The organism is Solwaraspora sp. WMMB335 (assembly GCF_049179075.1).
In the GTDB taxonomy this organism is placed as follows: domain Bacteria; phylum Actinomycetota; class Actinomycetes; order Mycobacteriales; family Micromonosporaceae; genus Micromonospora_E.
Map to the genome: position 1 here is coordinate 3,955,972 of NZ_JBMHMF010000001.1, position 20,597 is coordinate 3,976,568.

Annotated in this window: 11 protein-coding genes and 1 pseudogene; 6 read left to right on the forward strand and 6 right to left on the reverse strand. The window is 69.4% G+C overall.

Going from position 1 to position 20,597, the window contains the following annotated elements; translation table 11 throughout:
* From pstC to ACN27F_RS17045, 3 genes are all read right to left on the reverse strand, one after another.
* Entirely contained in the window at positions 1-1,017 is a 1,017-nt protein-coding gene (gene pstC, locus ACN27F_RS17035) for a phosphate ABC transporter permease subunit PstC (RefSeq protein WP_421434509.1), read from the reverse strand.
* The gene (locus ACN27F_RS17040) at positions 1,014-1,514 is read right to left on the reverse strand and encodes a hypothetical protein (RefSeq protein WP_421434510.1); all 501 of its coding nucleotides are present in this window, start codon (positions 1,512-1,514) and stop codon (positions 1,014-1,016) included. The genes pstC and ACN27F_RS17040 overlap by 4 nt, the downstream gene beginning before the upstream one ends.
* A 208-nt stretch (positions 1,515-1,722) precedes the next feature.
* Complete coding sequence (locus tag ACN27F_RS17045) at positions 1,723-2,058, reverse strand: hypothetical protein (RefSeq protein ID WP_421434512.1); 336 nt, start codon at positions 2,056-2,058, stop codon at positions 1,723-1,725.
* A gap of 686 nt (positions 2,059-2,744) precedes the next feature.
* Between ACN27F_RS17045 and ACN27F_RS17050 the strand changes: the two genes are divergently transcribed.
* From ACN27F_RS17050 to ACN27F_RS17060, 3 genes are all read left to right on the forward strand, one after another.
* Positions 2,745-4,517 (forward strand): cellulose-binding domain-containing protein, encoded by a 1,773-nt coding sequence (locus tag ACN27F_RS17050; RefSeq protein ID WP_421434514.1) that lies wholly within the window; start codon positions 2,745-2,747, stop codon positions 4,515-4,517.
* Positions 4,518-4,726: 209 nt separating this feature from the next.
* Positions 4,727-5,104 (forward strand): hypothetical protein, encoded by a 378-nt coding sequence (locus ACN27F_RS17055; protein ID WP_421434516.1) that lies wholly within the window; start codon positions 4,727-4,729, stop codon positions 5,102-5,104.
* A gap of 8 nt (positions 5,105-5,112) precedes the next feature.
* Positions 5,113-11,481 carry a hypothetical protein gene (locus ACN27F_RS17060; RefSeq protein ID WP_421434518.1) on the forward strand — a complete coding sequence of 2,123 codons (6,369 nt, stop codon included), beginning with the start codon at positions 5,113-5,115 and terminating at the stop codon, positions 11,479-11,481.
* A gap of 27 nt (positions 11,482-11,508) precedes the next feature.
* On the opposite strand, the pseudogene ACN27F_RS17065 reads toward ACN27F_RS17060, so the two are convergent.
* Positions 11,509-12,800, reverse strand: a pseudogene (locus tag ACN27F_RS17065) (type IV secretory system conjugative DNA transfer family protein).
* 132 nt (positions 12,801-12,932) lie between these two features.
* Between ACN27F_RS17065 and ACN27F_RS17070 the strand changes: the two are divergent.
* The gene (locus ACN27F_RS17070) at positions 12,933-14,282 is read left to right on the forward strand and encodes a BTAD domain-containing putative transcriptional regulator (RefSeq protein WP_421434519.1); all 1,350 of its coding nucleotides are present in this window, start codon (positions 12,933-12,935) and stop codon (positions 14,280-14,282) included.
* An 83-nt stretch (positions 14,283-14,365) separates the two neighbouring features.
* Positions 14,366-14,914, forward strand: a complete 549-nt coding sequence (locus ACN27F_RS17075; RefSeq protein WP_421434521.1) for a hypothetical protein — start codon at positions 14,366-14,368, stop codon at positions 14,912-14,914.
* A gap of 133 nt (positions 14,915-15,047) precedes the next feature.
* On the opposite strand, the gene ACN27F_RS17080 is transcribed toward ACN27F_RS17075, so the two are convergent.
* Together ACN27F_RS17080 and ACN27F_RS17085 are read right to left on the reverse strand one after the other, a co-directional pair.
* Entirely contained in the window at positions 15,048-16,811 is a 1,764-nt protein-coding gene (locus tag ACN27F_RS17080) for a phospholipid carrier-dependent glycosyltransferase (RefSeq protein ID WP_421434523.1), read from the reverse strand.
* 246 nt (positions 16,812-17,057) lie between these two features.
* Positions 17,058-19,655, reverse strand: coding sequence for a BTAD domain-containing putative transcriptional regulator (locus ACN27F_RS17085; RefSeq protein WP_421434525.1), 2,598 nt, complete (start codon positions 19,653-19,655; stop codon positions 17,058-17,060).
* A 282-nt stretch (positions 19,656-19,937) separates the two neighbouring features.
* Between ACN27F_RS17085 and ACN27F_RS17090 the strand changes: the two genes are divergently transcribed.
* Positions 19,938-20,591 (forward strand): hypothetical protein, encoded by a 654-nt coding sequence (locus ACN27F_RS17090; RefSeq protein WP_421434527.1) that lies wholly within the window; start codon positions 19,938-19,940, stop codon positions 20,589-20,591.
* Positions 20,592-20,597 lie beyond the last annotated feature (6 nt).

Here is a 20,597-nt window from a genome sequence, read left to right on the forward strand (position 1 = left end):
TCAGACCTCGCTCACCGCGCCGGAGCGCGAGCGGGCCACGATGGATGCCGCGACGAAGTTCACGAGCAGGGTCAGGGCGAACAGTGCCAGTCCAGCCGCCATCAACGCGCTCAGGGCGAACGGGCTCGACTCGCCGTAGTGCAGCGCGATCAGGCTCGACACACTGGACGTTCCGTTTTCCAGGACGCGCGGCTGGATCACGAACACCGGCGAGATGATCATGACAACCGCGATCGTCTCGCCCAACGCCCGGCCGAGCCCGAGCATCGTGCCGCCGATGATCGCGCCCTTGCCGAAGGGCAGCACGACCGCGCCGATCATGCCCCATCGCGTCGCGCCCAGCGCGTACGCGCCCTCACGTTCGCCCATCGGGGCCTGGCTGAACGCTTCACGCATCACCGAGCACGCGATCGGCGCCACCATCAGCGCGACCACGAGTCCGGCGATGAACGTGCTCGAGGTGTAGACCGTCGGGGTGGCCAAGGGATCGTGCCGGTCGACACCGTTCACCGCGAAGACCGGGATCCAGCCGAACCAGTCGGAAATCCACCGGGACAGGCTCAGCACCTCCCACTGCAGGAAGAACGCGCCCCACAGGCCGTAGACCACGCTGGGCACCGCAGCCATCAGATCCACCAGGCCGACCAGCCAACGCCGCAACCGCTGCGGGGCGAACTCGGAGATGTACAACGCGACACCCACCGCCAACACCACGGCCACCACGATCGCCACCACCGCGATCAGGACGGTGCCGACGATCACCGCAGCGATGCCGAACTCGCCGCTGTCGGGGTTCCATTCCTGCGTGGTGATGAAGCTCGGCCCGGCCTTCGCGAGTGCCTGCGCGGCACGGTACGCGAGAAACACGCCGACCAGCGCCATGATCACTAGCACGAGGGTGCCACCGCTGCGGGCGACCCCCCGGAACACCAGATCCGCCGGGCCGCGGTTGGGCCTCAGGCGCCGGGGCCGCTGCGCTGACCGGTCGCCCGCCGGGGCGAGCACGCGGTCGGTCACGGCCGACCTGCCACGATGATCCGCGACGGCGCCGGCCCGCGCCGGTCGACCAGCGGACGGACCGTGTCGACGACCTGAGCGCCGGCGACGACATCGAGGAAGCGCTGTGCGGCGTACCGTGCGTTCTGTTCGTGCTCATACCGCTTGCCTGCGGCGACCGGGTCGCCGTCGAGCTCGGCCTGCCAGCTGTACCGGCAGGTGACGGGATAGGAGAAGGTCTTGAGCACGAGCCGGGCGGTTGCCTTCCGGAGATCGTCCACGGCCTGGCGGCAGGGTTCGACCGCCGCGAACCGGAAGGCGCTACGCGCCAGTTCCCGGTTGTTCGTACTCAACAGCCGCCACGCGTACCAACTGCCGGGCGCTCGATGCTCCGGCGAGGTGGGCCCGGCCGGATCCGGGTGTTCCATCCATGGGGTCGGATCGCACGGCCAGCCCAACCAGTCCGGCGCCGCGCTCGGCGGCAGGAGGTAGACGAAGAAGCGGACGTGCTCCGCCATCGGGCAACTCCAGTTACTCAGGAATGGGCGTCGCGCCCCGCCGGCATGGTCCATCGCCACAGATTCCTCTTTCTCGATGTCACACCGGACCGTCACGTGAGGCCACCACTCGCGTCTGCGCGGCACTGGATCGGCCGGAAGTGACTCCATTGGTGGCCGGCAGCCGCCGTCCAGCGGCACGCCATTTCGGAAATGCGTCCGCGCATCCCTAGGACTGCCCGGCGTCGGAGCGCCAGAAACGGCCGCGTCGGCCCAGTGTCACGTCGATGTCCGCACGCACCGCCCCGGCGATGAAACGCTGGGCCGCCTGCCGACAGTCGGCGCGCCGCTCGTAGCCACGCGCGGCGACGGCAAGCGTTCTGCCGCCGACATCGGTCACCGACCATCGCCACTCCAAAGCGCCGTCAAGAGCGACGTCAACCGATCCGACCGAGACGCGGTCGCGTACCACAGACGCGGCAGCCGCAGCCGCAGCGACATTCTCGAAGTACACCGGTGATTTTCCGAGAACACGGTTGTTCTTGCTAACCAGACGCCAGATCACCGCACTACCTCGTGTTCGATGGAACTGGTATCGCACGAGCCCCGTTTCGTCGTACTCCGGAAGCTGGCAACTCAAGGACCACCGGTGACCACAAGTACCGGGCGCCCTACGGACGAGAACATTGTCTGCGCGTCAAGGAAAGAGCCAAACAGGAACGTGGTTAATGGACAGTTAAGGAACCGTCTCCTAGACGTAACGAAGGTTGTCGAAAACATCGCACACCAGGGCCGATCCAATGGCCGACCCAAAAGGATCTTCGACCCCGACGTCCCTTGTGGGTGACGAAGCGGTAGGCCAGGCTGGGCGGCGCACCGCAGTCACAGATCCGCCGGATACATTTTCCATGCCTGATCTATCGCCATTTGGGCGGTATAGGCGTGTTTTGTGCACATACCAAAGCTTCGGTCGATCACCTCGCCAGGGACGGCGGTACCCGACGACGACTGACCACCCGACCACCGGGATCGACATGCGTTGACACCGTAAGCACGGGCTGTAGCATAGATACAAATCTATCGACTGAGTGTTTCGTTGCCTCCCACCGGACATCCCGTCGCGCCGCGGTGCCCGGCGCCACCCGCGTCACACCCCACACCAGGCACTCACTCCACGTCACCCGGCGGGGTCGAACGTTCGAGGCGGCGCGCTCTGTCGATCCGTCCGCCTTCCTGTGGAGGAATCAGCACATGCGCTTACATCGTTACCGGTCACGGCCGTGGTCGGCCGCGACCGCGGCGGCCATGGTCGCCGCAGGTGGAGTGGTCGCCGTTGGCGGGGTAGCCGTCACGGCGGCGTACGCCGCCGTCGGGTGCCGGGTCACCTACTCGGTCGCCTCGCAATGGAACACCGGCTTCACCGCCAACGTGGCCATCACCAACCTCGGCGACCCGGTCAGCTCGTGGACGCTGACCTGGAGTTACGCAAACGGCCAGCAGATCACCCAGGCCTGGAACGCCACCGTGTCGCAGAGCGGTGGCCAGGTCAGCGCCCGAAACGTCAGCTACAACGGCAGCATCGCCACCGGGGCGACCACCTCGTTCGGCTTCAACGGCGCCTGGAGTGGCAGCAACACCGCGCCGACCAGCTTCGCCCTGAACGGCACCACCTGTACGGGTGCACCGGTCAACCCCACCACCGCCCCACCCACCACCGCCCCACCCACCAATCCACCCACCAATCCACCGACCACCGCCCCACCGACGACGCCCCCTGGCGACCCGACGTGGGGTACGGCCCTGCCGCCGGCCAGTGCCCCCAAGAGCCGGGCGTACGAACTGATCGCCACCGCGAACGAGAAGGGCTACCTGCCGCGGGCCGGCGAGTGCTCGGTCGAGATCCACGCCCGCTACTGGACGTGGGGGCCCGACGGTAAGGTCTACCCGACCTGGCACCCGACCCGGGACCCCAGCGGCTGCAACTTCGGCCACGAACACGGTGACGATCCGCGCACCTCGGACCTGTTCAGCACCAGCGGCTGGCCTGCGTTCGGCTACACCAGCGAGGTCATGCTGGACAACATGCCCGACCACAGCCACCGGCACGAGGACCACGTCGGACACAAGGTGCTCGTCGTGAACAACAGCAACGTGATCCAGGGCGACAACGGCACCAGCTTCTTCCCGCCGCAGGGACCCACGATCGCGGTGTGCGACGTGCTGCTCAAGTTCCACCAGGGCACCCACTCGCCGGACGCGTTCACCAACAACGTCCACGAGTTGCTGTTCAACCAGCGTTGCGTCGCTAGCAACGGCGGCCAGGTCACCGAGGCCCGGTACAACGCGATGATCCCGCTCGGGCGGGCCGGGGGATTCAGCCCCAGCGAATGCCCGGGCTTCGGCGGCCAGTTCATCAACGTCGGGACCGCGGTGCCGGCGGACTCGCCCTCGGAGAGCCGCTCACTGGGCCGACTGATCACCGAGCCGGGCTGTATCCAGGCCATCCGGGAGGGCCGCACCCACTACGACCCGCTCTACCCCAACCCGGTGCCGTTCACCGTTTCCGACATGGACGACTTCTGGTTCTCCGATGTTCAGGTATCGGGCTCCGGGCTGAGTTTCCACCTGGCGCCGTTGTTCTACGTGGTCAACCCGTCGCGTTACTACGACCCGAGCCTGCCCAACAAGATGGGCCGGATCGTGGACCTGTGCTACACCGACCTCGCCGGCGGCGACAACTGCGCGGAGGCCCGACGGGTCACCCAGCAGACCGGGCAACAGGTCGCCTGGGACGATCCGCGTTCGCCGTTCAAGGGCACCCTGCGGGAGTTCCGACCCGGCGCCTTCATGGTGCGCAACACCGGGCCGGCCACGGTCTACACCGACGTGTACGGCGGTAGCCCGTCGTCCACGCCGTTCCCTGGCTCCATCCAGCAGTACTTCTCCGGCAACCAGAGCGGCGACATGTACGTGCGGGGCTCCATCAAGGACTACGCGGCGACCGGAGTCCACGCCCCGAACTGATGCTCTGCCACCTGGCGATTCGGTTCACTGCTCACCATGAACCGGTCGGCACGATTCCGGCGGCGCCACCGGTCACCTCGGTGGCGCCGTCCGGCGTACCACCGACCACCAACCACTCGACATCTTGTCTGCCGCCAATCTGACACTGCCCGATTACGATTCCATCGGGCACACTTCAGGTAGTCGCATTGGCACGAGTGGAGGCGGCGATGGATCCAGTGACCTTGGTACTCAGCGCCCTCGCAGCAGGCGCGTTGACCGGTACGGGCGAAGCTGCGGCGGCCGCGGTCCGGGACAGTTACCTCGCCCTCAAGACAGCGGTGCTGGCGCGATTCTCCGACAAGCCGGCGGCCCAGCTGGTGTTGCAGGAGCACGAGGCGGACCCGGAGACGTACGAGAAGCCGTTGGCCAAGCAGCTCAGGGAGGCCGGCGCGGACAGCGATCCGCAGATCGCGGAACTCGCCAGTGCTTTGTTGGCGATGTTGGCGGAGCAAGGCTCGCTGCCAGGCAAGTACCAGGTGACCCTCGACAACGCGCAGGGTGTTGTCGTAGGAGACGGGGCCACTCAGAACAACACCTTCAACTAAGAGTCGCCGTGGGCCAGGAACCCATCGGGCGGATCGACGCCGGGACGTCCTGCGACCAGCCGGAGACGGTTCCGACTCGCCACGTCGACGTTGATGCGACCGGCGCCAAAGGCGTGCTGGTCGGCGACGGGGGCACCCAGGTAATCCACATTCACGAAGCATCCCGGACCGCCGAGCAGATCGAGGACACGCAGGCCGGGCTGCGACGGTACCTGGAGCGGCTTGCGGAACGCTATCGGTGGCTGGAACTGCAGGGAATCCAGGAGGCCGGGTCGCTGCGCATCGAGCTGGAGAAGGTCTACGTCGCGCTGAAGGCCGAGCCGGAGAGCGACTACGACCGCCGACACCTGGCAAGGGTGCATGACATCGAGGTCCGCGAGGCGGCCGACGGCCGGACGCTGGATTCGATCGCGCCGGAACGCCTGGCGGCGCTGGACGCCGAGATCGTCCGGCGCACGTACCAGCCACGCCGGGAGCAGGCGCAGCGGGCACAGGTCACCGAGGTACGGACGATCGCCGATGTCGTCCGCCGGCATCGTCGGGTGGTGCTGCTCGGAGGCCCGGGCAGCGGAAAGACGACCATCGGACAGTGGCTGGCCCTGCAGATGGCGCGCGAGTTGATCCGGCAGTTGCCGCAGGAGGTGCCGCCTGCGGCCGGAGTCGAGGCCGGGACCGAGCCGCCGCGCACCGGGCGGAGCACCGCTACGGTGTCGCACCTGCACGTCCGGGCCGGCTCGACGTTCACCTTCACGAAGAGCCACTTCGCCGCACCCGCCGAAGAGGCGGGCGAGACAGAGACGGCGGAAGTGATCATCGAGGAGTTACCGGCGCGGGGCTCACTGACTCTTTCCGGTACGCCGGTAACCGTCGGCCAGGTGATCCCGGTCGACCAGATCGAACGGTTGGCGTTCGCCGCGGCGAAGGACGAATGCGGAGTACGCTACGCGCGGCTGGCCTTTGCGGCCTATGGCAAGTCGGGATCGTCCTTCGCCGGCGTGATCGTCATCGACGTGGGAATGCACGTTCGGGTGCCGGTGTCCCAGGTGGACCCGGATCGCAACGACCCCGAGGCCACGGAGCAGCATGTCGATCTCGGCCCGGCCCGGGTGCCCATTCTCTTGCGGCTGGCGCACTACGCACGGGAACTGGCTCAGCGCGAACGCAGCCGTCAACCTGCCCTTTCCCTGGCCGACTATCTCGGTCGGGACCAGGACTCCCAGACATGGGACGCAGGTGGCAGCCCGGCCGGCCGCAACACACTGCTACGCGACTGTCTCGAAGCGGGGCGGGCGGTCGTCGTGCTCGACGGCCTCGACGAACTCCCGGAGGCCAACCGCCGTACCGTGTCATTGCAGATCCAGGATTTCATCGAGCGGTTCACCGAGCCGAACGAGCACGACGGGTCCGGTCTGCCCTGGCAGACCGGCGGTAACCAGGTCATGGTGACCAGCCGCTACGTCGGCTACAAGCACATGGCGGTCCAGGGCGGATGTGCGCACTTCGGCATCCAGCCGATGCTGCGCCCGGCGGTCGAGCAGTTCGTCCGGGCATGGACGGCTGCGGTGAACGCCGGGCTCACGGCAGACCCCCAGCAGGGCTTCGCCGCCGACGCCCTGATCGCGGAGATCTACCACGATGCCCGGCCAGCCATCCGGGAGCTGGCGACGAATCCGCTGCTCGTGACGATCCTCGCGACTGTCTACTGGGCGGACGGGCGGCTACCCGACCAGCGCGCGGCCGTCTACGACCGGGTGGTCGAGAACCTGTTACGGATCTGGCTCAAACGGCCTGAATGCGAAGGGCGCCTGGGCCGGGAGGAACTGTTGGCGGCGTTGGAGCCGCTGGCCGCCGACCTGCAGGACAATGCCCAGGAAAACGGACTTGTCTCGCTGGACCGGATCGGCGAGCTGATCGAAGGGCCGCTTGCGCTGATGCGCCGGTCCGCGCCGGGCGATCGGGCGTTTCGGCCGATGCTCGACGCACTGCTGGCGACGATCCGCAAACAGGTCGGTCTGTTGGCGGAGCAGAGCGCCGGCAACTACGCGTTCTTCCACCGGACGTTCCAGGAGTTCCTCGCCGCCCGCCACATGCTCGCCGATCGGGCGTACGCGGCGGAGCGGTTGACAGCGCGGCTGGACGACCCGCGCTGGCGTGAGCCGCTGCTGTTGGCCCTCGGCTTCGCGATGATCAGCCCCGAGTGGGGTGGACCGCGGGCCCGTACCCGGCTGTTGGAGGATGTGCTCGCCGCAGACAGTCAGGAGCCGCTGATCCCCCGCGGGACGATGCTCGTGGTCAACGCGCTGCCCGATCTCGACGGCGTGCCGAAGCACGTCGTCGGGCAGGTGGTCGGCAATCTGCTCCGCTGCTACGCGTTCAGCCAGGATCAGCTCCGGGCCGCCGGCCTGCGGCAGGGGATCCGCGACGCTTTCGCCCGGCTCCGAAACGGACCGCGCGCCGATTTCGTCGCCGAAGTGATCGCCGAGACGATCCTGCGCCCGGTCGACGGCCGGGATTTGTCCGGTGCGGCCGCCGAGATTCTGCTGATGATCGACTGGTTCACCACCGGTACGGTCGAGGCGCTGCTGCGGGCGGTCTACCGGGACAAGGCAGAGTTGGGGTGGCCGATTCGGTGGGCGCTGCTCGAAGCGCTCGGGGCGCCCGCAGACGCGCCGCGGACGTCGGCGGTGAGCATGGCCCGCCTGCTGCCGGCCTATCTGCCGATGCGCCGGTTGCTCGAGGGCAGCCCGGAGCTAGCCGCGTTCGTGCGCGGCGACATCGACTGGCTTTGGCTGATGATCGCGTTGTACGGGGGTCTCGGCCGGAGCCGGGCCGAGGAGCAACTCCAGAGCTACCAGGAGCGACGGCTACGGCAGGCCCAGTCGCAGATCGATGTAGGGCCGGCAGCGGCGGCGGGCCCTCCGCCGGCAGCCCGGCAGGTCGAGTTCTGCGCCGGGCACATCGTGCACGATCTGGCCGCGTCCGACCTGAGCCGGCGCGTGCAGCGGCACCTCCGCTCGCGTCGGCCCGCAGCCGAGCTGGCCGCGACGTTCCGCCGCGTCTGGGAAAAGGGCACGAACCCGGCGGCCAGCGCGGAAGGGCTGATCGGGTTGGCCGCGCTGGGTGAGGATGTCGTTCCGTTGTTACGGGGCGCACTGACCGACTGGGATCGCCAGCCCGCCGCGCGGGTGGCTGTCAACCTGTTCCGCTGGCTCCGGTCGCTGGTGCGGGAGCCGATCCTGTTGTCGGCCGAGATCGCCGCACGCACACTGCCTGCGGCAGCTCCGGAAGATCACCAACTGGATCTGCTCCGGCTGGTCATCGAGGCCCGCACGACGGCCGGCGGCGGCCCGTTGGCGGTCAGCGACACCGTGCCCACCCACCGCCTCGTCGACGCGGCCTCGGATCCGGTGCGCGACGCACTAGCCGCTGAACACTGGGCCTACGTGTTTTCCGGCCTCACCGATGACCGGCCCGACGCCGTCTGGGCAGCCGTCGAGGCGGGTTCCGGCGACGGCAGCCCAGAGGCGCACGATTCGCTGAGTCGCGGCTGGCCCCTGCTGGCACTGGCCCGAAACCAGTTCAGCCGGCTGCGCCTGCCGTGGCCGCAGCCGATCCTCGTCCCACGTGCCGCCACACCCACCGACCGATACCTCGCGATGCTCGACACGCTGCTGTCGGCACCGGTCGAGCAGGATCATCTCGCGGGTTATCTGCTCGGCCGGGGCAGGTCGTTCGTCGATGCCAACCCCATGTTGTTCTGGGAGACGCTGGCAGCCTGCCTTCTGCGCGGCGAAGAGTTCAGGAAGGGGTACTTCGCGGGAGCGACGGGCACCCGGCCCTTCGCGTCGGCCCACAGCGCGGTCTCCAGCGAGTTCCTCGCCACCTGGGCGAGGCTGTTCGTCCCGACGAAGGATCTGCCCGGTCTGCGCGTCGTCCTCACCGAACTCTTCGCTCCGGACGAGTCGTCCACGGAGGCAGCCGAACTCATCTCCCCGACCTCGGTGTTCTCGCTCTGGACGTACGCGTCCCGAGTCGCCGACCCGTACCTGCGGTTCCGTGCGCTGTGGCGACTGACCGACAATCCGGAGGGGGAAGTCGCCCTGTTGAGCCTGGACCTGTTCACCCTGGTCAACCGGATCACGGATCCGCACGATCAGGCGCGGGCCCTGGAGTGGATCGTGTTGATCATGCCGGATCGTCAGCTCAGTCGTCCCGGCCTGGACGAGCTCATCGACGTGGACCGGTTCGTACGCATCCCGGCCCTGATCACCGATCCCGAGAACCGCGCCCGGGCCCAGGCCCGGCTGGCCTTCCTCGCCCCGGAGCGGTTGGAGGAGCTTCTCGGTGACGCCGTGTCGTCGGCCGGCGAGATCGTCGATCCACATCGACGGGCGGAGACCGTCAGCGACCTGCGGGCGGTGGTGGGCAGGTCCTCGGAGCTGGCGCCGAAGCTCGACGCCATTGCCGACGCTCTCCCCGACCCGTGGTTGCGTGGAAAGGCCCGAGGCCGCGCATGCCGCCTCTTGGCGGCCTACCGGCGGCACTACGGGATGGGTGTGCTGTCGTGGCGGCTGCCGCCGGAGGTCGCTGCCACCGGCGACCGCAGTTGCCGGCTCCCCTACCCCACCGGGCATCTCGCCTGGGGCCTGCTGTTCCTGGACGCGAGCGCCGCCGAGGTGGCGGCGATCGAGGCAGCCCCTGCCGGCAACGACTACTGGGACCTGCTGTTGAGTGCCGATCCGCAGGCGGGCGTGGACGGACTCGTCGAGTCTGCGGGGCAAGGACCGCTGCGGGTGACGACCCGCGAAGCATCGCTGCTGAACCGGGTCGTCCGGTCGGGTCAGGGCACCGTGCTGGCACCGCTGTGGCCCGCGTTGGAATGCACGGATCTGGCCGCGCTGGCGCTGATCAGCCGATGGACCGAGGGCGACGCGGCGGCACGGCGATGGCAGGCCCTGGTGCAGGCTGAAGCCGGCCGGTTGACGCCCGAGAACGTCGCTCAGGTCATCGAGTTGGCGGTCGGATCGACCGATCGGCTCCGGCTGCGCGCGGGTCTGGCCCTGCACGGGCAGACTCCGTACGGACAGAACCGCAACCGCCGCTGGTCGGTGCGGCGGATAGGCCGGGCTACGGTGGAGGTGCTCGCCCGACACGCGACCCGGGTCGACCATCCCCCGGCGGTGTTGAACTCGCTCGACTGGGTCCGGGGCGACATCCATCACGACGACGCCGAGGCGATGGCCCACTGGTTGACGCAGGCGGCAGCCGACGAGAACGCGCCGGCGTCGTGGATTCTCGCGTCGATGGAGTCCGTCGACAGTGAGTTGATCAGACCGCTGGTGGACGCCCTCGCGGCCGCACCGGCGGGCTCGCAGCGGATACTGCTGCCCGGGTTGGCGCGCGTAGCGTGCTGCTCGAAGGTGCTGGACCGATCGACAGCGGCGCTGCGCACGGCGCTGTCGGCCGTTCCGCACGCCATCCGGCGCGAGGTACGGGTCGCCGTCGGCGGGCCGGCAAGGTATCTCACGTCCGCGGCGCGGGCGGCGGCCGAGGCCGGCGAGAGTGGCCGTCTCGATGCCGTACGCAGGATGATCGACGAGGCGACGGTCTGGCTTGATGACGAGTCCCTGTCCACCGGGAAGTCCTGCCTCGAACGGCTCAAACAGATCGGGAATGGCCGCTACATCGCGCTGGGGGTGGACAGCGGTTACTGGGCGGCGGCGGACAGGGCGGCTGCCGAACTGGCCGAGCAGGAGGACGTTTTACGGCTGCTGATCGCCATGGTGGAGACCTCGGACACGGACGATGCCCACGGCGATCCTCGCGGCGATCTGCTGACCGCGACGTACGCGCTGGCCCAGCTTTCCCCGCCCGCGTTCGCGGCGGCGGCGGACCCGGACGTATGGGAGCCGATGCTCACCGAGTGGGTGGAAACGGCGGAGCACTGGAACGTTCGCCTCGCCGCGGTGCGGCTGCTCGGACTCCTGCGCCGGGTCACCGATCGGGTGGCCGCAGCGTTAGGGGCGGCGATGAACGACGTGTCGTTCGTGCAACAGGCTGCGTACAAGTCGGTCGAGGAGTTCCGGAGCCTGGACGGCGACGTCATTCCGGAACTGCTGGAACTACTCAACGACGAGAGCGCCGCCGTCGCCGCCGCGACCGCCCGCCTGCTGGTCAGTGTCGCGAACGCGGAGGGGGCGACAGCCGACCGCCGGATCATTCTGCAGGCGCTGCGGGACGCTTCGGCCAAGACGCCACCGGAACGTATGGTGTATCTGATGAGGGATCTGGACACCGAGGAACGGATGAGAATCGAACCCGTCGACCGGCTTGCCCGCATCCTGGATCGAGCGATCTTCGAGATGAGCGGCCTGTAACCGGGCCAGGCGGCCCGGCCCGGCGGTTCACCGGGCCGAGCGAGTGGCGCCGGTTGCCGCCGGGGTGGCGGTGCCGTCCCGCTCCCCCAGGCGTCCGGCCCGCTGAACGGTGCCAGCAACCCGGATGAGTTGTTCCTCGGATCCGAGGGACAGTACGTCGTTCATCGACTGGCCGAGCAGGGCGGCCGCTTCCGCTGCCGCTGCGGGATCTCTGGTGCCGAGGACCTGGATGGATCCGGCACCGGAGACGATCTCAGGCCAGGTGCTCGGGTAGGTCGCGCGCAGCTGACGCACGTCGTGCCAGCAGGTCCAGACGCGGGCCGCGTCGCTGGCTCGCCGTCTGAGCATCGACTCCAGCAACGGGAACGCACCGAGCTCGGCGGTGTGGTCGAGGAGGAAGAGCGTGGGCCGGGGCACGGGCCGCGGCGTGCGCAGTGCGTTGTGCAGAAGAGTGCCGACCCAGACGCGCAGCAACGCAGAGTGCACGGACAGTCGTTCCGGGGGTAGCATCAGGTAGACCGTCACCGGAGCCCCGGATCGCATCTCGGCGAGCGAAACGCTCGATGCACCGACGTTCTTCTGTACGTCCAGATTGCCCAGCCACTTGATGCGGGCCGAGATGTTCGCGAGCAAACGGGTCCGGGCCGCTCGTCTCGTTGCAGAAAGTGCGCGATCTCCATGTACGACATCTTCGGGATCTTCTTCCCGATGGTGTCCAGCACCACGGCAAGGTTGTAGATGACGTCGTCCGAGTGCGTCACCGTATAGACATGGTCGAACGAACGGCGTTCCGCCACTGTCGACAAGTAGCCGATCACCGCACTGATCAGACCAAAGGCGTTCTGTTCGTTACTGCCGCCGAACGAGTCACGCAGCACGATCAGATCCGCGAGGTCCTGGCAGGCGGAGTCGAGAGCACCGTCGGTCAACCCGTCGAGCAGATCGATCGGATTCAGCGTGTCTGATCCGGATCCGGCGACCTCGAAGGGGTCGAGCCGCACCACCGTCTGACCCATTGCCTGGCGCCGCTCCGCAGTGGCGGCGTAAGCGGTACCGTCCAGGTCGACGACCACGGCCGAGCCCTGGTAGGTGAACAGGTTGGGTATCGAACAGGCCAGCTGCCGGTCCGGTCGGTTGGGACCGATCGTCAGCAGGTGCGCCTTTTCGTCCAGGGTCAGATAGCCGCCGGCGTCCCCGGCTGTCGTTTCCGTGTCGGCCTGGCCGGTCCGGCCGGTCCGGCCGAGCAGCAGTGAATCTAGCCCAAGCTCGCCGATTTCGCCCACTCGACCCTCGATCCGCCGATCGCCGTTCTCGTCCATCACCACAGTAGTCACGGAACGCAAGCCAACTCTGGTTACGCTGCGCACCGTCGCCACGGTTGGATTCGCCTCCCGCGCGGCACCCGCACCGTTCCCGGCATCGAATCGGCGTGGCCACGGCGTCCTTGCTGCATGGAGTTCAGGTTGCTCGGACACTTCGAAGCCGTACGGGACGGAAAGCCGGTGCCGGTGGGCCACCGCAGGCAGGAGCGTCTGCTGCTCGCCATCCTGCTGCTGGAGGCCGGCCGTACGGTAGCCATCGACCGGCTGACCGACCTGCTGTGGGACGGCACGCCGCCGGTCAGCGCGCGGGGCACCGTACATACGTACATCGGTCGGCTACGCGCCGCCCTGTCGCCGGACGGCGTAGAGATCACGACGAAGGGCCACGGCTACGGCGTGGCATCCGTGGATGTCGACGCCGTCCGCTTCACGGATCTGGCCCGCGAGGCCGCGGATACGGGCGATCCGGCGCGACGGGTACGCCTCGGTGGCGCCGCCCTCGCCCTGTGGCGCGGGCCGTTGCTCGCCGACCTGACCGGTGAACCGCTGCGCCACCGGCTCGGCGGGCCGTTGCAGGAGCTGCGGCTGAGCACCGCCGAGATGTGTGCGCAGTCCCTGCTCGACATGGGTCACCATGACCGGGTCGTCCGCGACCTCGCCGGCCTCGCCGACGAGAATCCGTGCCGGGAAGGGCTGGTCGCGAGCGTGATGACCGCCCTGTACCGGGCTGCCCGCCAGGCCGACGCGTTGCGCCTGTACGACCGGGCCCACGAGGCACTCGCCAGCGAACTCGGTGTCGAGCCCGGCCACGAGCTCGCGACCGTGCACGAGCGGGTCCTCGCGGGCGACCCGCGTCTGGAGCGCCCGGCCGCACCGGTGTACGCGGTCTGGGTACACGGCCACTGGCTGCCCTGGAGCGTCGGCAGCCATCCCGCGCTGGAGTTCTGCAACACGTACGCGGGCTGGGGCGGTGAGCGGGTGCCCGGCGCGGAGTGGCTACGGGGGTATCCCACGCTCGCTGTCTGGGCCGGCCACCAGAACCTACTCGACGACGACGCCGTCGCCCGCCTCCTCACGGCTGCGGCGCGTGATCCGCTCGGCGCCGCGGCGGTCCTCGACGAGGCCCGCCACCTGCGCGAGCGGCTGTACGCCTGCCTGACCGACCCGACGGACACGCGTGCCTTCCAGGCGGTCGCCCGGTACGTGGAGGACGCCGCCCGTGACTCGGTCTTCCGGCGCGGACCGGACGGGTTGGGCCGCTGGCACCCGTCCGGTCAGTCGGGGCTGCGGGCGCCGCTGCACGCCACCGCCCGCAGCGCCGGCGAGCTACTCGCCGACCCGCACCGGTTCACCGTGTGCGCCTGTCCCGGTCCGCACTGCGGCTGGCTGTTTCTCGACGAGAGTGGTCGGCGTCGGTTCTGCAGCCTTGCCACCTGCGGCCACCCGGAAGCGGCACGGCCCTCCGGTCGGGCGGCATGACCCGGCGGGTCGGGTACGCCGACCACCACGGGGCGACGTTCGTGGTGAGCTAGTGGTCAGCGCCAGCGGTGAGACTGCCGTACATGCGCAAACTGATTTCTCTCGCGGTGGCCAGCGCCACCGCCGTGCTCGTCGCCGCCGTGCCCGCGTCGGCGACAGTCGACAAGCGCCCCAAGCCCCCCATCAACAACGAATGGGTACGGGTGCCGGCAGAGCCTTTCGACCAGGAGGCCGGTGTCACCTGTGACTTCCCGATTCACGGCGAAGCCGTGGTCGACCGGATGATGAAGATGGTGCTGGAGACGTATCCGGACGGTTCGTCGAAGCGCGAGATGTACACCGGCGCGCTCATCTACCAGATCACCAACAAGTCGACCGGAGCGTCGATCGAGGTGGACATCAGTGGAAGCTCGGTACTGAACATCCGGCCGGGTGGGTCGTTCTCCAACAACGTCACCTGGCGGGTATGGGGACCGATCCTGCTGGGCATGAACGAAGAGAGAAGCAACATGCCGAGCGGCATGTACGTCCCGAACGGAATCTACACGCTGGATATCAGCAAGACCGGGTACCGGACGGTGACCTTCACCGTCGGCGGGGCGGACAACATCTGCGACGATCTGGAGCCCTGACCACCAGGTTCGCACCATCGCGACCTGCGCTCCACGATTCCGCCCGGTGGGCGGCCCGGTCGGGCCGCCCACCGCCGGGCCAGAAGCTGCAGGTCTCGGTGACCGCTCAACTTCCGCTATGTACGATCGTCGGTCACGGTCGACGGAAAATGGTGATGGAGTGGCCGACACCGTCGATCGGCGTGCTGCCGCCGATCAGGGCCGCCAGGCGGTCGTCGGCCTTGGCGATGGCCGAATTCGACACCACGAGCAACCCACCCACCTGATCCGGGGACACCGTACGCGGGTCGGCGGCGTCGATGCCGTAGTACGACGGCACACCGGCCCCCTTGTAGACGAGCCACACCTGTTCGCCCGGGTACCGCTGCCGCAGACGCTCCGCCAGCCGGCCCAGGTCCTGGCCCCAGTCGACGTTCGAGTCGTGCAGGTGCCGGTGAGTCCTCGCCGGCCCGCCGAACGCCTCGTTGGCGTACGGCAGGTAGTACGGGAACGTGCGCAGCGAGCTGACCGCGACGGAGACGACCAGGACCGCCACCGCGACGTGTACCCACCGTCGACGCACGGTGACCAGCCCTGCCACCGCGATCGCCAGGAACACCGGCACGAAGATCGCGTACCGGACGCCGAGGTCGCGGCTGCCGGTCATCGCCGTACCCAGCAGCACGGCCGCGGGAACGAGTACGTACAGTGCCGCCGGGCGCAGCCGGGGAACCGCCACCAGCACCACGGCGCCGGCCAGCCAGAGTGCCAGCGTGCCCAGCGGCGTCTTCACCAGCAACGCGGCCGGCAGGTAGTACCACAGCGAGCCGGCGTAGTGCCGGCCGAACAGGAAGCCCCCCCACACCCGGTCCTCGAAGCCGAACTGGACACGCATCCCGTCCCGGTACGGTTCGGGCAACGGCAGCCAGCCGACGAGCGCACGCAAGCCTTGGACGGCCGGCAGATCCACCGGCGCCTCCCAGCGCAGCCACGGGTCCACCACCAGGTATGAGGCCCACACCACCGCGACCGCGATCACCGCCACTCCGGCGGCCGCCACCGCGCCGAACCCTAGGCGCCTGGCCAACCGGGTGGTCCGGTCCTGGTCGACGTCGCGGCTACCGTGGGCGTGCCTCACCGACAGGACGACCAGCGGCAGCAGCACCGGAACCGCGGCCAGGGCGCTCATCTTGACGGCGAGCGCCGCGCCGAGGGCAAGCCCGGCGAGGGGCAGATACCGTACGGGCCGGCGTCGGGCCCGCCACAGCAGCCAGACCGACGTCAGCAGGAAACCTGCCGCCGGCACGTCGAGCGTTGCCAGTGATCCGTGGGCGACGACGTCGGGTGAGAACGTGTACAGGGCGAGCGCCGCCAGCCCGCCGACGGTGCCGGCCAGGTCGTCCACGGAGCCGGCCAGGTCCCGGGCGAAGGCGAAGACGACCAGCCCGAACAGCAGTGTGAGCACGATCATCGGTAGCCGCGCCAGCAGCAACAGCCGCCCTGGATCGTTGCCCGACTCGTAGAGCACACGCCGGCCGAGCTGTGTCTGGTCGCCGGCGAAGGCCGGGTCCAGGCGCACGTCCGCGAAGGCCAGCCCGGTCGCGATGATCAGCTTGCCCAGCGGTGGATGTTCCGGGTTGTACCGCAGGCTGTGCTGCTCCAGGTAGACCACTGCCGTACCGACGTAGACCGGCTCGTCGATGGTCGGGGTCTGGGCCACCGCCGTCGTGACCATCGCGACCGCCATCTGGGCGAGCAGCGCGACCAGCACGAGCGGGAACGCCCACCGCCGGCGTCGCCGCAGCCAGTCGAGCCGGCCCGGCCGCCGCCGGGCGGCCGCCACCAGGTCTGCCCTCGGACGCGGGTCCTTCGGGGCCGCCCCGCCGATGACCGGCGGCTGGCTCGTAGAGGAGGACAACCCCGAGGTCCTTCCACGCGTGGGAACAAGTCCGTCAACATGGTACGGATCGCCCGGAGGCCCGGTTCACGAGCGGAGCTTCGTCTGGCGTACCCGCTCTATCTGTCGGCGTCCTTCTTCGACCAGACCGACACGCCCCAGAAGACTCCAGCTCCGATTGCAAGGACTCCGACGCCGGCGAGAAACAGCATGAATCCTCGAACGACATGCCGTCGGCCAGGTCGACGTCGGTCCCGCGCCACCGACTCACCGCACCGGTTGTCCGATGTCCCGCATCGCCGCCAGGTAACGGGCTTTCGCCCGCCGCGCTTCGCCGTGGCGACCCGCCGCGGTCAGCAGGTCGACCAGGTCGCGGTGGCACTGCTCGTCATAGGGATCGCGGTGCAGGATGCGCAGCAGGTAGCCGCCTGCCTCGTCGACCCGGCCGTCCTCGGCCCCGATTCCGGCCAAGGTACGTAGGACCCGCAGGTAGGTGCCCCGAACCTCCTCTCGGATCGGTACCGACCAGTCGTCGTACGGTTCCTCTTCACAGAAGTCACCCAGGTAGTCGCGCTCCGCCGCGCGAAGTGCGGCGTACGCACCGGTGCGGTCGCCGTCGGCGTGCATCCGCAGCCCCAGCTCGGCTGCGGCCAGAAACGACTCGACGTCGACGTCGACGTGTCCGGGGTCCAGCCCGATCCCGCCCGGAGTGGCGACGATGTAGTGATCGGCGGGCGCGCGCCGGTCCGGATCGAGCATCGAACGCAGGGTGGACAGCGCGACGGACAACCGGTGTGCGATTCGTTGCGGCTGCTCGTCGCCGGCCCACAGCAAGGCAGCCAGTTGTTCCCGGGCGATCATGCGTCCGCGCCGCGCTACCAGGATGCGCAACAGGTCACGTGCCTTGCGTGACTGCCAGACGGAAATCGGCACCGAGCGGCCCGCCGCGTACGTCTCGAACCGTCCCAGGGTCCGCACGATCACCTGCCCGATCCCGTCGGGCGGCGCACCGGGGAGAGAACCGGGTCCGGCACCGACCACGATCCCGGCGGCGTCGAGGCGTGCCTGGGCCAGCCGTCCGGCGAGAAGTTCGGCGGTGGTCGCGTCGGGCAGGCGCATGATCAGTACGGCGAGCCGATCGGCGTCCAGTACGGATCCGGTCGCGCGCCAGGTCCGGAACGCCTCCATCAGGTCCGTCCGGATGCGGGCCGGGTCGGTGCCGGCGACAGCCCGCAACTCGAGCGCCTCGGCGAGCCCGGCCCGGTCCCGGTGCCGCCGGGCGGAGTCGGCCGCAGCCCCCGCGGCAGCCATCGCCCGGCCTCGATCGGGGTCCGGATCGGGGTCCCGATCACGTTCGTCACCGGCGGCGGCTGCGGCGGCTACCCAGCCGGTGGCCAACAGCGCCAGCGTCCGTAGTGGCCCGGTGGCGTGCCGGGTCGCCCGCCGCGCCAACTCCTGACCGGTGTACGGGTCGTCAACGGCCGACAGCCGGGCCAGGCCGGACAGGGCCGGAATCAGGCACTGCAGGAAACCTTCCTGGTCCGCGATGCGCAGTGCCTCTTCGTACGCGGCACGGGCAAGGCTGCGTTCGCCCCGGTAGGCGTGCAGGTTCCCGAGTTCGACCAGCGGGTACGCCACCTGCCGGGAGCCGGCCCGCTGGTTGATCGTGATGGCCCGCCGATAGCGCTGCTCCGCCTCGGCCAGCCGCGCCATCCGCACCAGCGCCTCGGCTTCGTTGACCAGTGCGACCGCGAGAACTCCTGCGTACCCCGCATTCTCCGCCGCGGTGACCGCCCGCTCGCCAGCTGCCGCCGCCTCGGCGTACCGTGCTTCTTCCAGCAGCGACGAAGCCTGGTTGGTCCGGATCCGCGCTATCTGCAGTGCGTCCCGGCCCTTCTCGGCGTGCCGAAGCGCCCGGTCGTAGTGACCGGCGTTCGCCGAACGGTCGCCGATCAGAGCCGCGTGCAGCGCCGCGGCTACCTGGGCCGCCGCGCGGGCCCGGTCGTCGTTGGCGGCATCAGCGGCACGCATCGCCGCGTGGGCCAGTGCCCCGCAGTCGTCGGCGGCGCCCAGGCTCCATCGCACGGTGGCCTGCTGGACCAGCAGAAGGGCCTCGTCCCGGGTGTTCTGCCCGGTCAGCCGGCCGCGTTCGAGCACCGCCAGGGCCGCGTCGCGGTCGGCGCGCTGGTAGTGCACCGCGCCCTGCCGCCAGGCCAGTGCCGCGTCCACCGGTCCGGCACCGCCGTCGAGCATGGTCAACTCGGCCAATGCGGCGTCGTTGTCGCCGACGACGGTGTACGCCTCGCCGAGGATCAGCCGTAGCCTGGTGTCCCGGGGCCCGGTGCCCCCTGCCACCTCCGGCAGTCCCGGGATCAGCGTGATCACCAACGCCGCGCCCCCGGCCGCCACGATGTCCTCACCGTGCTCGCACAACACCTGCGCGCTCGCTGCGGGGTCGCCGCCGGCGAGCAGGGCACGGGCCGCCTGTCCGTGTACATGGTTACGCCGGTACCAGTCCGCCGCGCTGCGCCAGATCCGCCGCTGCCGGTCGGCAGGCACCGGCCATCGTGCTCGCACGGCCGCCGCCAGCACCGGCACCGGCCGGTACCACGGACCGGCCGGTGCCCGCGGGTCGTGCTGGTAGGTGCCTGCCGGCAGCCCGGTCGGGGTGAGCAGGCCAGCCTGCACGAGTTGGTTGAGCACGCCGCCGCGCCGGGGACCGAGCAGATCGGCGCAGACGTGTTCCAGGTACGCCACGTCGCGCAGCACCTGGCGGGCGGCCGACGGCACCTGGTCCAGCACGTCGCGGGTCAGATAGTCGAGATCAGCCGGCGCGACGGCGGCCGGCAGGCCGTCGTCTGCCAACCGAGAGGTGGTCAATTCGTCCAGCCACGATGGTGGCAGTGCTGGCACCGACCCGTTCACCCGGTTCCTTCCACGGTGTACGACTGCGTCCGCCCATCGTCCTTCGCACCGGTGGTGCACACAGCCGGAAATCCATCCGGCTTCTCGTCGCCATCGTGACAGACCGGCACGACCCGGGCCACGCCAGTTGACGCAGCCCCGGCTTTGACGGGGTCTTGAGCTGATTCTGACGCTGGCGCCGAGGCTGGAGCCGGCAATGTTCCCGACGAACGGAAGACAGTGATGAATCTGTTCAGCATCCGGCGGCGCGGTTGGGGCGGGACCGTGCTCGTCCTGATCGCGTTGGTCCTGGGGCTCACCGCCACGACGGTCACCGCCGTGCCGGCTCCCGCCCGGGCCGCCGCCACCCAACAGATCTGCGTCCCGATCCTCGACGCCGGCGGGCAGATCATCGGCTGGCACTGCTTCGATATCCCGGTGGCGGTCGACGACTGCGTGCCGTGCCCGGTCCTGGCCGTCAGCTTCCAGCACCTGGTTCTGCCGCCCGAGGCCGAGTACCGGTTCGTCGACGAACTGTTCACCGGGGTGGAACTGTTGGCTGAGGCGGCGTTGACCACCAGCCCACGGGTGGCCGTCCGGCTACGTGCGCAGGCCGAGCAGTCCTTCCTGGCCGCCGCCGGTGCCCTTGGTGGTTCCCCGATCGCGCCGGGGCCGGTGGGTACGGCGGACCTCGATCGTGGCGTCATCGGGCCACCGTCGCAGCCGTGGCTGACCGCAGCCGCTACCGATCTGGTCGACGGGCTGCTCATCCTGCAGGAGGCCGGGCCCGAGCCCACGCCGTGGGAGCCCGACCCGCAGCCGTGGCTGACCGCGGCGATGGAGCAGTTCGACGAGGCATACCAGGAACTCGCCGAGCGACGGCCGATCGGTCATTGAGATCCG